General features: G+C 48.9%; 13 protein-coding genes. All 13 read right to left on the bottom strand.

Going from position 1 to position 12615, the window contains the following annotated elements; all coding sequences use genetic code 11:
• Positions 1 to 3: 3 nt before the first annotated feature.
• The 13 genes from relA to rpoE all read right to left on the bottom strand — a co-directional run bounded on the left by relA (position 4) and on the right by rpoE (position 12545).
• Positions 4 to 2181, bottom strand: coding sequence for a GTP diphosphokinase (relA, locus tag DEU29_RS00245; protein ID WP_133538194.1), 2178 nt, complete (start codon positions 2179 to 2181; stop codon positions 4 to 6).
• 3 nt (positions 2182 to 2184) lie between these two features.
• The gene (rlmD, locus tag DEU29_RS00240; RefSeq protein ID WP_133538193.1) at positions 2185 to 3519 is read right to left on the bottom strand and encodes a 23S rRNA (uracil(1939)-C(5))-methyltransferase RlmD; all 1335 of its coding nucleotides are present in this window, start codon (positions 3517 to 3519) and stop codon (positions 2185 to 2187) included.
• An 8-nt stretch (positions 3520 to 3527) separates the two neighbouring features.
• Positions 3528 to 3905 (bottom strand): holo-ACP synthase, encoded by a 378-nt coding sequence (gene acpS, locus DEU29_RS00235; RefSeq protein WP_133538192.1) that lies wholly within the window; start codon positions 3903 to 3905, stop codon positions 3528 to 3530.
• Positions 3905 to 4633 carry a pyridoxine 5'-phosphate synthase gene (pdxJ, locus tag DEU29_RS00230; RefSeq protein WP_133538191.1) on the bottom strand — a complete coding sequence of 243 codons (729 nt, stop codon included), beginning with the start codon at positions 4631 to 4633 and terminating at the stop codon, positions 3905 to 3907. Before pdxJ ends, acpS begins: the two co-directional genes overlap by 1 nt.
• Positions 4634 to 4655: 22 nt before the next feature.
• The gene (gene recO / locus DEU29_RS00225) at positions 4656 to 5366 is read right to left on the bottom strand and encodes a DNA repair protein RecO (protein ID WP_133538190.1); all 711 of its coding nucleotides are present in this window, start codon (positions 5364 to 5366) and stop codon (positions 4656 to 4658) included.
• 2 nt (positions 5367 to 5368) lie between these two features.
• Positions 5369 to 6316: a GTPase Era gene (era, locus tag DEU29_RS00220; RefSeq protein WP_133538189.1), complete on the bottom strand. Its 948-nt coding sequence runs from the start codon at positions 6314 to 6316 to the stop codon at positions 5369 to 5371.
• The gene (rnc, locus tag DEU29_RS00215) at positions 6313 to 7002 is read right to left on the bottom strand and encodes a ribonuclease III (protein WP_133538188.1); all 690 of its coding nucleotides are present in this window, start codon (positions 7000 to 7002) and stop codon (positions 6313 to 6315) included. The genes era and rnc overlap by 4 nt, the downstream gene beginning before the upstream one ends.
• Positions 6999 to 7856, bottom strand: coding sequence for a signal peptidase I (gene lepB / locus DEU29_RS00210; RefSeq protein ID WP_133538187.1), 858 nt, complete (start codon positions 7854 to 7856; stop codon positions 6999 to 7001). The genes rnc and lepB overlap by 4 nt, the downstream gene beginning before the upstream one ends.
• 50 nt (positions 7857 to 7906) lie before the next feature.
• Positions 7907 to 9718, bottom strand: coding sequence for a translation elongation factor 4 (gene lepA / locus DEU29_RS00205; protein WP_133538186.1), 1812 nt, complete (start codon positions 9716 to 9718; stop codon positions 7907 to 7909).
• Between the two features lie 119 nt (positions 9719 to 9837).
• Positions 9838 to 10269 carry a SoxR reducing system RseC family protein gene (locus DEU29_RS00200; RefSeq protein ID WP_133538185.1) on the bottom strand — a complete coding sequence of 144 codons (432 nt, stop codon included), beginning with the start codon at positions 10267 to 10269 and terminating at the stop codon, positions 9838 to 9840.
• A gap of 4 nt (positions 10270 to 10273) precedes the next feature.
• Positions 10274 to 11278 carry a MucB/RseB C-terminal domain-containing protein gene (locus DEU29_RS00195; RefSeq protein WP_133538184.1) on the bottom strand — a complete coding sequence of 335 codons (1005 nt, stop codon included), beginning with the start codon at positions 11276 to 11278 and terminating at the stop codon, positions 10274 to 10276.
• A gap of 23 nt (positions 11279 to 11301) precedes the next feature.
• Positions 11302 to 11949, bottom strand: coding sequence for a sigma-E factor negative regulatory protein (locus tag DEU29_RS00190; protein ID WP_133538183.1), 648 nt, complete (start codon positions 11947 to 11949; stop codon positions 11302 to 11304).
• Positions 11950 to 11966: 17 nt separating this feature from the next.
• Positions 11967 to 12545 carry an RNA polymerase sigma factor RpoE gene (gene rpoE, locus DEU29_RS00185; protein WP_133538182.1) on the bottom strand — a complete coding sequence of 193 codons (579 nt, stop codon included), beginning with the start codon at positions 12543 to 12545 and terminating at the stop codon, positions 11967 to 11969.
• Positions 12546 to 12615: the final 70 nt, after the last annotated feature.

Raw genomic sequence — 12615 nt, 5'->3', positions numbered from 1 at the left:
ACCTTACACCCGTTGTACTTGTTCAACACCATTAATTTGTCGCAAGCGCTGACTAATACGCTGCAGACTTTCACTATCCTTTACCGCCACCTGCAGCACGATAGTCGCGGTTTGTGAGGTACCATCCGCGTCACTATCCATTTGTAAAACAGCGGCTTTTTCGTTTGATAATACGCTGGTGATGTCATGCAATAAGCTGTTACGATCCAATGCAGAAATACGAATACCGGCACGGTAATCCTGCTTGGTTTCCCGTGACCAGTTAACCTCAATAGCGCGCTGCGGATGTTGATGCAACAAGTTCGCAAGCTGTTCACAGTCGCGGCGGTGTACAGAGACGCCCCGCCCCTGAGTGATAAAGCCCATAATGGGCTCACCCGGCAGTGGTTCGCAGCATTTAGCAAACTGCATCATCAGGTTACCGATACCCTCAACCACTACTTCTGAGGTACCACCGACTTTACGTTTATTGACCTTTGCCCGCTTCTTAAGCTGTTCGACTTTTTCGGCATCACTGGTTTGCGGTTTTAAAAAGTTAACCACCTGATGCAAACGCACATCGCCGGCACCGATTGCTGCTAACAGATCATCCAGCGAACTCACGTTAAAACGCTCCAGCGCATCGCTCGCTTTGCTTAGTGGCAGGTTGTGTTTATGTAATTCGTTTTCCAGCAGTTCACGACCCGCGATTATATTCTTGTCGCGGTCCTGCTTTTTAAAGTAAGTGTGTACCTTAGCCCGTGCCCGTGCCGAGTGCAGATAGCCCATTTGCGGGTTAAGCCAATCGCGGCGCGGTTTGGCGGTTTTCTGGGTAAGGATTTCAACGCGGTTACCGTTTTGCAACTGATAGGTAAACGGCACAATCCGTCCATCCACTTTTGCGCCCACGCAACGGTGACCAACCTGGCTATGAATGTAATAAGCAAAGTCCAGTGGCGTTGAGCCCGCCGGCAAGTCGACCACCTCGCCCTTGGGGGTAAATACGTAAACCCGATCTTCAAAAACTTGCGAGCGAATTTCATCAACCAACGAGTCGCTGCCCGCCATGTCTTCGTGCCAGGCCAGTAGCTTCCGCAACCAGGAAATTTTTTCTTCAAAACCATGACGTTTACCGGCACTGGCACCTTCTTTATACATCCAGTGCGCAGCAACGCCCAGTTCCGCGTCATCATGCATATCGTGACTGCGAATTTGAATCTCGACGTTTTTATTGTCCGGCCCCACCACCACGGTATGTATCGACTGATAACCGTTCGGTTTAGGGGTAGCAACGTAGTCGTCAAACTCAGACGCTAAATGCCGCCACCGCGTGTGTACGACGCCTAATGCACCATAGCAATCTTTTAACGAATCGGTCAGGATGCGCACCGCGCGGATATCAAATAATTGATCAAACTGCAGATGCTTTTTCTGCATTTTGCGCCAAATCGAGTAAATATGTTTTGGCCTGCCATAAACCTCTGCATCGATATCTTGTTCGCGTAACAGTTGCTGTAATTCTTCGACAAAGGCGCTGATGTAATTTTCACGATCCAGGCGGCGTTCATCTAACTGTTTTGCTAACGCTTTATAGGTTTGTGGATGCAGGTAGCGGAACGAGATATCTTCCAGCTCCCACTTTAACTGCCCAATGCCTAAGCGGTTTGCCAGCGGCGCATAGATTTCAGCGCACTCTTTAGCTGCCAACACCCGTGTTTCTTCGTCGGCATTTTTAACCTCACGTAGGTAACAGATACGCTCAGCTAACTTGATGAGTACAGCGCGGACGTCTTCCACCATGGATAACAACATGCGTCGCACGTTATCGATCTGGTTACCATCCGGTTGACCATGCTGAAAGTGCTGTAAATCAGAAATACTTTGCATCTGGTGAACGTTCTGCAATAACACGCGCAGCGTTTTAGATGTGTCGTCCGGCAATTTATCTAGATTAATCGCACCGGCTTCGATTAGCGGTGCATATAGCGAGGCGACCAGTGATTCGGTGTCAAGGTTGAGCGGCGCCAGAATTTCGACCATTTCCTTGCCCTTGAGCAGTGCCTGGGCATGCTTTGGGTGAGCTTTAGCAAGCTCGGCTGCGTGCTGCTTCACTACCTCGGGCTGGGCAACATCGTGCAACCAATGTTGTTGGTCATCATTGTAATTGGGGTCATCCACGTGGGTACTGCGTACATGGACCATTGTCTACGCCACTCTTTCGAAACACACCATGGTTTCAATGTGATGGGTTTGCGGGAACATGTCAACTAAACCGAGCTGTTTAAGCCGGTAGCCGGCAGCTAAAATACACTTACTGTCTCGGGCCAGCGTATCCGGCGCACAAGACACATAGACAATGCGCTTGGGCTTGCGCTGCTCAGGCAATTGGCCTAACTGCTCGACAATTTTATCAGCACCGGCACGGGCCGGATCTAACAGCCAGTGAGTCGCGTTATAGGAAGCCAGCTTTTTAGCACCAATCTGACTCAAGTCTTGGGTTTCGGCAATCAGGTTATCACAACCTGCTGCTTGGGCATTAGCGGCCAGTTGTTGGCTCATGCCCGCAACCCCCTCGATGGCAATAACCTGTTTTACGCGCCGTGCCAGTGGCAATGAAAAATTCCCCACGCCGGCAAACAAATCCAGCACCACCGCATCAGACTCCGGCGCAAGCCACGCTAGTGCCTGCCGCACCATTTGTTCGTTAACGTCGGCATTTACCTGAATAAAGTCACCCGGGGTGAAATATAATCGGTCACCATCAATGCTTTGGTCATAACAGAAAGCGTCATTACATTCCTTTGCTGTCGTAACCGATGCTACCGAGTTATCGTCCTGCAACCAGAACGCCAGCGAGTGTTGTTCGGCGAAAGCTGTCAGTTCTTGCTTTTGTTGCGCCGATAAAGGCTTGAGCACCCGCAAAACCACGTGCACAACATTGGCCTGAATTAACTCAACATGCCCCAGAGTTCGCCCAAGTCCTGTATTGAATATAAGCTGTCGTAGCGGCTCAATTAATGCCGATAACGAGGGTCGCAACACCGGACAGTTCGCAATTTCGGTTATTTGTTTACTCTTCGCCGCTCTAAAACCAAGCCTCAGATGCTGCCGCTTGCCATCCCAAAAGGTCGCCAGGCGCGCTTTGCGTCGGTAGCCCCATGCGTCGGCCATTAAGGTCGGCTGCCATGATAACTGTTCGGTTTGGGCGAATTTCTGCAATAATCCGGCCACCGCGGCTTGTTTATAAGTCTGCTGGTTTGACTCATTCAGGTGTTGTACGTCGCATCCGCCACACGCTTGATAATAAGGGCATGGCGGCTCGATACGCTCAGTCGAGACCGATTTTACCGATAATAATTCAGCGCTGAACTTACTCAGCGGCTTATAGGTAATCTGTTCGCCGGGCAATGCCCCTGCAACAAAACGGGTGCCGCCATTGTGCTCTCTAACGACGCCCTGTAATTGGTGGTCGAGCGCAGCAACAATACCTTTACGAGGTTGTTTATCGTTTTTTTTACTGGCTTTAAAAAATTGAACCATTGGTTAACCTAACGCTCGAGCACAACCGTCGCGACTGCATATCGCGTTTCATCACTGATGCTCAGAAATGCCGCAGTTAAGTTGAGCTCATCAAACCACTGCGCGGCAGTACCACTAAAAATCCACTCGGGTTTGCCCCATTCGTCGTGTGTTACTTGCATATCCTGAAACGACAGCCCTTCAGCGATGCCTTTGCCAAAAGCTTTCGCGCACGCTTCTTTTGCTGCGAAGCGTTTTGCCAGAAAGTGATCCGGACTGGCATCACCTTGCATTTCATCCAGTTCAAGCGGTGTTAAAACACGTTTTGCCAACTGTTGCCCACGACTCAATGAGTTTTGGATCCTTGCCACTTCAACGATATCCGTACCGATGCCAAAAATTGCCATTAACGCGCCTTGTTTAAAATATTTTTCATATCACGGACTGCGGTTTCCAACCCGACTAGCACCGCACGGGCTATAATTGCATGACCAATGTTTAGCTCTTCAATCTCTGCGATTTGCGCAATTTCAAGGGTGTTATGGTAGTGCAAGCCATGGCCGGCATTAACCTGTAGCCCTAAACCTGCGGCATAACGAGCGCCTTCGGCTATTTTACGTAGTTCTGTAGCTTGCTCCACAAGTGTTTCAGCTTCAGCGTACTGTCCGGTGTGAAGCTCAATCAGCGGTGCGCCGCTAGCCTTTGCCGCATCAATTTGTTGTTCGTTTGCATCAATAAACAGCGATACCGTGATACCCGCCGCAGCTAACCGTTCAACCGCAGCCGTCACCGTGTTCAGCTGTCCAGCAACATCTAACCCGCCTTCCGTCGTAAGTTCTTCACGCTTTTCCGGCACCAGACAGCAATAGCGCGGTTTAATCTCCTCAGCAATAGCTAACATCTCGTCAGTCACTGCCATTTCCAGGTTCATCGGTACGTTAAGCGTTTGTTTCAACATACGGACATCGCGGTCCATAATGTGCCGACGATCTTCCCGTAGGTGGATAGTGATGCCATCCGCGCCAGCCTGTTCGGCGATCGCCGCTGCATGTACCGGATCGGGGTAACGCACGCCGCGGGCATTTCGCAATGTCGCAATATGGTCAATATTCACGCCTAAGCGTAAGTTACTCATTACCTGCTCCTTTGTTAGCGCGTTAGCGTTTAAAAAGTTCTCGCGAGCGCAAGGGCTTAGTGCCTAAATGAATTGCCAATGCTTCGCGCATAATTAATTTACATAATTTGCGTTGTGCCGGATCTAACACCTGATCCGACACCAGCGGTTGCTGGCTAAGTTGCTCTAACGACATCACCAACTGCGTATCCAGTGGGGTCGCATCGGGCATAGGGTTCTCGTGCAAAAAGCCACGCTCGGGATCAAAATAACAGTGCGCCTGCTGATCCAGCGTTATGCCAGTTTCAGCTTCGCTTCGCCAATCAAATGCATGTCCCAATTGTTGTAGTAATTGCCACTCAAACCAACGTAAAACCGTTTCTATATCCTGCTTTTTTGCCAGTGCGCTTAGCGCTGACTCATAGGCAAGAAATAACTCTGAGACTTCAGCGTACTGCGGCAACAGGCGTTGCAGCAGCTCATTCAAGTAAAAGCCACTATACAAATAGTGGCTGCTGAGGCTAAGCGGCGTGCCAGGTGACTCCGCCAGCGTGAGTGTTTTTAAGTCATGGCGACCGCTATATTCTACCTGCAAAGGATTAAACGCTTGTAATACCGCTCGCCAGGGATTTTTATTACGTTTAGCGCCCTTGGCTATCACTCTTACGCGCCCTTCATTTACGGTTAATAAATCAACCAGTAAACTGGACTCCTGATAGTCGCGACGGTGCAAAACATAGGCCGCTTGTGGCACCGTTAATCCTCGCGGTAACCCAGACTTTTCAGCGCTCGCTCGTCATCAGACCAACCCGATTTAACTTTCACCCACAGTTTGAGGTTAACCTTACTGCTTAGGAGTTTTTCCAGGTCTCGTCGGGCTTCGGTGCCAATGGTTTTTAATTTACTGCCGCCTTCGCCAATTACCATGCGCTTTTGCGCTGGACGCTCAACTAAAATCAACGCATGAATGTGCGTTGTACCACGCTCTGACTTACCAAACTGTTCAATTTCTACGGTCGTCTCGTAAGGTAATTCCTCGCCGGTAAAACGCATCAATTTTTCGCGAATAATCTCGGCGGTCATAAACCGTACAGACCTGTCGGTGACATAGTCCTGGGGATAAAAATGAAAGCCCGGTTGCAAGTGTGCTTTAACCACCTTGCGTAACGCGTCGATATTGTCACCATTTTTTGCGGAAATCGGTAAGATATCTTTGAATTCGCGCTGATCACTTAGCCACTGTAAATGAGGCAATAACTTCGATTTGTCTTTAACTTCATCAACTTTATTGACTAACAGCACCACCGGGCGCTCAGTTCTGGCCAGCTTTTCCAGCACCATTTTGTCGTCGTCAGTCCATTTGGTATTTTCTACTACCATCAAAATCAGATCGACGTCGTTAATGGCAGCCGCAGCAGTCTGGTTCATCACTTTATTAATCGCACGTTTTTCTTCTACGTGCATACCCGGTGTATCGACATAAACGGCCTGGCAATCACCGTCGGTATCAACACCTAAGATTTTGTGGCGCGTGGTCTGTGGCTTGTTAGATGTAATACTGATTTTTTGTCCTAACAAATAATTCAGTAAGGTCGATTTACCCACGTTAGGTCGACCGACTATAGCGACAAAGCCACTGTGTTTATTCTCGTCAATTAAGCCATCATCGCCCAGTGACTGTTTGATCATATCGTCAAGATTCATGATGACTCCTGTAATTTCTCTAGTGCGGCAGTCGCTGCCGCCTGTTCGGCCTTGCGGCGACTGGTTCCACTACCTTTTAAGGGCTTATCAAGCCCCTCAACCAGGCAAGTCACCGTAAACTGTTGGTTATGCGCCTGGCCTTGCGTTGCAACCACATCATATTCAGGTAACGGACGTTGCCGCGCCTGAAGCCACTCCTGCAGACGTGTCTTAGGGTCTTTCTGATTAGCGCCGGGCTTGATGGTTTCTAATTGTTCGGTAAACCACTGTAATACCATTGTTTTTACAGTAGCCATGTCGCTATCAAGGTAAACCGCGCCAATAATAGCTTCCATCGCATCGGCTAAAATCGACTCACGTCGATAGCCACCGCTTTTTAATTCACCCTGGCCAAGCCAAAGGTAATCGCCAACCTCTTTCTTACGACCCAGTTTTGCCAACGAGCGGCCACAAACGATGGCGGCGCGCATTCGGCTTAAATCCCCTTCCGCAACGTTTGGGAAACGTTGGAATAAGGCTTCGGCAATCACTACACCGAGTATTGAGTCGCCTAAAAACTCAAGCCTTTCGTTGTGGTTGGCGTGGGCGCTGCGGTGGGTCAGCGCCTGCTTTAACAGCTCTCGCTGTTCAAACTGATAACCTATAACATTTTCGAGTTGTTCGAGCGGTGGTTTTGGTAAACTCACTCTATACTCCCCAATCGTTCAAAACGCACTCCGGTCGGTACCCATTGTGGCAGCACGCTATCCGGGCTGCGATCCATTTCAAAACTCATCCACACAAAAAACGCACGACCGACCAAATACTCTTCTGGTACGAATCCCCAGTAACGACTGTCCTGCGAGTTATCGCGGTTGTCGCCCATGGCGAAATAGTGCCCTTCGGGAACAATAAATTCGCCGGAGTCAGTACCCGGCTGCTCGTAAAATAGCGGCACTCGTGAGCGCACACGGGGGTCCAGTAAAATCCTGTGCTTAATATCACCCAGGGTTTCCTGATAGACATTTAACGAGCCGCCACCAGAAAAATAGGTTTGTTCGGCGTCTACCGCGTTACGCTTAACATCCAACGGCGGACATTCACTGGCATTACCGCATTGTGGTTGGATAAAAAGTTGTTTATCGCGGTAAACAATGCGATCACCCGGTAGCCCCACTATACGTTTAATATAGTCGACGTTCGGCTCCAGCGGATATTTAAACACCGCAATATCGCCACGTTCGGGTTTGCCGGTTTCGATAATTTGCTTGCGAAATACCGGATCTTTGACTCCGTAGGCAAACTTTTCTACCAGAATGAAGTCGCCTTTTAGCAAGGTCGGCATCATCGAGCCTGAAGGTATTTGGAAAGGTTCGTACAAAAAAGATCGTAAAACCAACACCGCTGCCAGTACCGGAAATACCGACTGCCCAAATTCAGTAATGGTATTTTGTGCTTCACCCTGTTTGCGCTTTGGCTTTAGCACCAATGCATCAAATAGCCACAAAAGCCCGGCTATTAACGTAACCAGCGTTAATAAAATCGAAAAATAATTGGCCATTGCCCAACCCTGTTGTTATCTCTTATTTATCCGTTTTATCGTGACGGCCGTTATTTTCCGACTTTTAACACTGCCAGAAAAGCCTCCTGAGGAACCTCGACATTGCCCAGATTCTTCATGCGTTTCTTACCTTCTTTCTGTTTCTGTAACAGTTTCTTTTTACGACTCACATCACCGCCGTAACATTTGGCAGTTACGTTCTTACGTAACTGTTTAACCGTTGAGCGCGCGATAACGTGATTACCAATGGTTGCCTGAATCGCGATATCGAACATTTGCCGCGGAATCAATTCTTTCATCTTATCAACCAGCAGACGACCGCGACTTTCAGCATGTTCGCGGTGGGTAATCATCGCCAACGCATCAACGCGATCACCGTTAATCAAAATATCAACGCGAACCATATCGGCTGCCTGAAATTTCTTAAACTGATAATCCAGTGATGCATAACCGCGGCTGGTAGATTTTAAACGGTCAAAAAAGTCCATGACCACTTCTGCCATCGGCAACTCATAGGTAACTGACACCTGTTTACCGTGGTAGTTCATCGCGGTTTGTACGCCCCGCTTGTCTACGCAGAGGGTAATCACGTTGCCGAGGAACTCTTGCGGCACTAAAATGTTCGCTTCTACCACGGGCTCATAAATTGTTTCGATATCGTTGACCGCCGGTAAGTTAACGGGGTTATCAACTTTTACCATCTCTCCTTTGGTGGTTTCTACTTCATAAACTACCGTAGGCGCCGTCGTGATTAGGTCAATATTATATTCACGCTCCAGACGTTCCTGGATGATTTCCATGTGCAACATGCCAAGGAAGCCACAGCGGAAACCAAAGCCCAGTGCTGCTGAGTTTTCTGGTTCGTAAAATAACGAGGCATCATTGAGTGATAATTTACCCAAGGCATCTCTGAAACCCTCATAGTCATCGGCACTGATAGGGAACATGCCTGCATAAACTTGTGGTTTTACTTTTTTAAACCCTGGTACCGGCTCTTTCGCCGGGTTCTTGCTATTGGTTAGCGTATCGCCCACCGGCGCACCAAGAATATCCTTGATGCCGGCAATCACATAGCCAACTTCGCCGGTGTGCAAGATACCGGTCTCGTGCGGTTTAGGGTCAAAATAGCCGACTTTATCTATTAAGTGGGTTTGTCCGGTCGACATAACGGTCATTTTATCGCCTGCTCTCAGGGTTCCGTTTTTAACCCGAACCAAGGATACAACCCCCTGGTAATTGTCAAACCACGAATCAATAATAAGTGCCTGTAGCGGTTTTTCGACTTCGCCCTGCGGCGGCGGAATCTGCCGAACGATACGTTCCAACACTTCCTCAATGCCGATACCGGTTTTGGCTGAACATTGCACCGCATCAACCGCTTCAATACCTACGATATCTTCGATTTCCTGCGCAACACCCATGGCATCCGCCTGCGGTAAGTCGATTTTATTAAGGATCGGAACAACTTCTAAGTCCATATCAATGGCGGTGTAACAATTAGCAAGTGTTTGTGCTTCGACACCCTGTGCAGCGTCCACCACTAGCAACGCACCTTCACAGCCTGCCAATGAACGCGATACTTCATAGGAAAAATCGACATGCCCGGGCGTATCGATAAAGTTAAGTTGGTAGGTCTCGCCGTCTTTTGCCGTGTAATATAGCGTTACACTTTGCGCTTTGATGGTGATGCCACGTTCACGCTCAAGATCCATTGAGTCAAGAACCTGTTCAGCCATTTCGCGGTCAGTCAATCCACCACAATGCTGGATGAGTCGGTCGGAGAGCGTCGACTTACCGTGGTCGATATGCGCAATAATAGAAAAGTTACGAATATTCTTTTGATTAAACGCCCTTTGCGGCATTGATGACACCTCTAAAACTTAAGATTCTGCATGTGCTTGCTGAGCAAGCGCCATAAATAGCGTCGATCATACCGATGTTGCCGCAAAGCACAAATGTTTTAACGCGCTAACCATGCCTTTTACGCTGCGGCGACATTAATTTGGATAAGTTGCTGAACCTTAACATCACGTTGCCTAAACCAATGCTTTAATCCCACAAAGATGGCACCAAAACCACTAAAGGCCAGCAAAATGACAATCCCCTCAGTAAGCGGACTGAAGTGAGTCAGTAACGCCGCTATCAGTAACAACCCGACAATCGGCAATCCGTAAAGCAACAGCGCATATCGGGTAAAATCACTCTCGTCCATGACCACTTCAACACGATCACCCAGGTTAACGGGCAAATCACTTTCGACGGTAAAACGCGCATTACGATCGGCAAACACCTTGCTCAGGATGCCCGCACCACAGGTAGTGTTGTGCGTACAGCCAGAACAAGCCGTTTTTAATTGTGTTGAGAGGGTAATGCGTTGCCCATCTATAGCAACGACTTCAGCTCTTTCTTTCATGGCATTATTGTACGCTAGATGCGACCTGTTTGGCGACAGCTAACGGGATTTGACCCACTACCGTGACCATTAACTGCCCTGCAGGTTGACTATGCAATGTATGTGGCCCGGTTACTGAAATAGCTTTACCTGACGAACTTACCGTCTGGTCTGATATATAGACAGAATACTCTGCCAGGCCATCAGAAAATAAATAATGATCAACCGGAGTGCCTTCCAGAACTAAGCGGTGATGTTGTGCTTTAAGCAAATTAAATCCGGCGGGCGCCCAACGCGGCTGTTGTTTTAGCAGCGGTGATTGTTGGGATTGTAATTCTTCTAACATCGGCGGCCGGTCCACCCGACTTAATTCTGCAATGGTATCGGCGGCTACGTCTCGTAACGTCAAACTGGTCAGTTGCAATTGCTCCAGTACTTCGCCGTCATGGTTAACCATCAGCATTTTAAGCGGCATACCATTGTCACGGTCCAGCCAAAGTGAAAAACCATAGCGCTGGTTATCTTTGCTAATAAGGCGAATATGCTGGGCTTTGCGATCCAGTATGCGGGCACCGCCAACCGCTACAGCACGGTAGTTATCGGATATTTGCTCAAACGATTGATTGAAAGCTGTAGGGATCATGGTGGAGATGGAACGCGAGCGCAATGAGTAACTAGTCGACGCAGGATGAAAATGTGAAACCACGTTATCGATACGTAACGCCCTAAAACCCGGGCCGTTCATTTGCATTAACCATTCGTACTGACGGCCTTGTTTATCGATTCCATGAACCCAGCGATAAGGTTCTATCCGGTCGCCTTGTACGTGAACAAAAGAGGCTTCAAAGTTTAACTCGTTGAGGGCTTTCGACATCAAGTTAAACCAGCGCTGGCCGTCGCTATTTTCGGTTTCTTGTGCGGCGGTTTCTTGTGTGGCAGCCTGTTGGCCAGTGGGTGCCACCTGAGCGCCTGCCGGCAGAGCCGTGAGAGCAATACAGGTGACAAGTGCGGCGAGGACTACTTTTATCACGCGCTTACCCTCTTCATTAAAAGCTAGTGTTGCTGCGTTGACTCTGCGCCATCGTTAGCGCCCTTGTCGACTTTTTCCGCGCCAGTTTCCGATGCATTTTGTAATAATAAAATCTGTTGCTGATGATCAATCAGGTATGATTGCGCCTGACGTCTTAGCTGCACGTCCTGTTGTTCTTGTGCACCAGCAGATGCCGAATTTACTGACGGCGAATAACTAACCGGTTGACGCCCACCAAGAGGATTCGTAATAAAACCTGGTTCCTGCGCTGCCGGCACGGTATCGGGCGATTGTACCGACTGCACCGTCATTACAGCGACCACAGCAACTCCGGCTGCAACTGCAACTTTTGCGACAGGCTGATACCAACGGCTGGCCGCCTTACGCGCTGCTTTTGACCGGCTGGCAGCTGCAACAGACACAACATTATTGTGTTGCCCCTCTGCCGCGACAGCAGCACTGACACGTTCACTGATATCAACCGAAACTGTCACATCGCTTTTCATGACGCTACTAATAATGCTGTAGCGATGCCAACGCTGTGCCGTTTCTTCATCGGCTAACCAAGCGTCGATCGATTGCTGCTCAGCTGATTCTTCATCAAAAAACGCTGATGTTGCTTCTGTTTCGTCTACCAACTTAGCGTCTGTTGACCGATTGTCCTGAGACATAGTTTACCCTCTGTAAATCACCGTTCTAACAACGGTCTTAACTGATTATCAATGGCTTCCCGCGCTCTGAAAATCCGAGAGCGAACTGTACCGATCGGGCAATCCATTTCTATCGCAATTTCTTCGTAACCTAAACCGTCAATTTCCCGTAACGTTATTGCTCGCCGTAAATCATCAGGCAATTCTTCTATCGCTTTTAACACGACTGTCTGAATTTCGTCGGTTAGCAACTGTCGTTCCGGTGTCGCGGAATCTTTTAGCGCCCCTGCACCTTCAAAGTACTCGGCGTCTTCAGCATCAACATCAGATGCCGGCGGTTTACGCCCCTGCGCAACCAAATAATTTTTAGCGGTGTTGACCGCAATACGATACAACCAAGTATAAAATGCACTATCACCCCTAAACTTAGGGAGCGCGCGGTAGGCTTTGATGAAAGCTTCTTGTGCTACATCAGCCACGTCACCCTGCTGTTTGACATAGCGTGAGATCAAGCTCATCACTTTGTGCTGATACTTTTTTACCAGCAAGTCAAACGCGCGGTTATCTCCTTGTTGTACCCTTTCGACCAGTTGTTGGTCTGTAAGTTTCTCGCTCATCCGAGCCTGTTCTCCCTAGCCAAGGAACTGCGTGAACTGACGGCCCGCTGTAGTTGTTACAAACTGTGAC

It is taken from the genome of Idiomarina aquatica (assembly GCF_004362895.1).
In the GTDB taxonomy this organism is placed as follows: Bacteria; Pseudomonadota; Gammaproteobacteria; order Enterobacterales; family Alteromonadaceae; genus Idiomarina.
The sequence above is the reverse complement of the archived record's forward strand: the minus strand, read 5'-3'. Positions and strand labels throughout refer to the sequence as shown.